The sequence below is a fragment of the Canicola haemoglobinophilus genome (genome assembly GCF_002015075.1).
Taxonomy (GTDB): Bacteria; Pseudomonadota; Gammaproteobacteria; order Enterobacterales; family Pasteurellaceae; genus Canicola; species Canicola haemoglobinophilus.
This window is the reverse complement of sequence record NZ_MUXZ01000046.1, coordinates 1-1,111: the sequence shown is the minus strand read 5'-3', so window position 1 is coordinate 1,111 and position 1,111 is coordinate 1. Positions and strand designations below refer to the sequence as shown.

The window sequence follows — 1,111 nt, the reverse complement described above, 5'->3', positions numbered from 1 at the left end:
GAATCATCCGTTGGAAACACATTGCGTTTCTTAATTACACGACGAATCACACTATTAAGCGATTCCACTGCATTCGTCGTATATATCGCTTTGCGGATATCGTTGGGATAATCAAAAAAGGTCGCAATATTTGCCCAGTTATCCTCCCAACATTTCGCTACAAGCGGGTATTTTGCCTGCCATTTTTGCGAAAGTGCGGTCAGATTTTCGCGTGCTTGAGCCTCCGTTGGCGCTTGATAAACTCCCTTTAAATCTGCTGTCACCGCTTTGTAATCTTTCCACGAGACATATTTCAAACTGTTACGCACTAAATGCACAATGCAAAGCTGAATCTTTGTTTGCGGATAAACCGCATTGATAGCTTCTGGAAAGCCTTTTAAACCATCTACGCAAGCAATAAAAATATCTTTCAAGCCACGATTTTGTAATTCAGTGAGCACATTAGCCCAGAACTTCGCCCCTTCATTCTCCGCAATCCAAAGCCCTAAAAGTTCTTTATGCCCTTCCAGATTGACACCTAATGCTACAAACACGGATTTGTTGATAATTCGTCCATCTTGACGCACTTTCACCACGATACAATCCAAGTAAACAATCGGGTAAATCGCATCAAGTGCACGATGTTGCCATGCTATTACGCGTTCTTTCACCGAATCTGTCACACGAGAAATCAGGCTTGTTGACACATCCGCATCATAGAGTTCTTTGAACATTTCAACGATTTCTTGATTGCTTAAGCCCTTGGCATATAAGGCAATAATCTGTTCATCCATCCCGGTAATACGGGTTTGATTCTTCTTGATAAGTTGTGGCTCAAAGCTGCCATCGCGGTCACGAGGGGTGTCAATTTCTATCTCACCTTCATCACAGATGATAGTCTTGGATGTGTAGCCATTACGTGCATTTTTGCCTTTTCTGGGCTGATGCTTTTCATAGCCAAGGTGGTCGGTCAGCTCACCATTTAACGCCGCTTCTACCGTGATTTTTTTGAGCATTCGTGAAAACTGATTAAGGTCTTCTGGGGTTTTTAGGGTTTTGGCAAATTCCGCTGCCAAGGCGTGGAGTTGTTTTTCGTTCATAATAAAATACCTGTGTCTAGATGTATTATCTC

General features: G+C 42.6%; 1 protein-coding gene. It reads right to left on the bottom strand.

The genetic code is table 11. From position 1 onward, the window contains the following. On the bottom strand, positions 1-1,079 hold a 1,079-nt coding region (locus B0186_RS10440), incomplete at its 3' end, for an IS256 family transposase (protein WP_078219315.1). Positions 1,080-1,111: the final 32 nt, after the last annotated feature.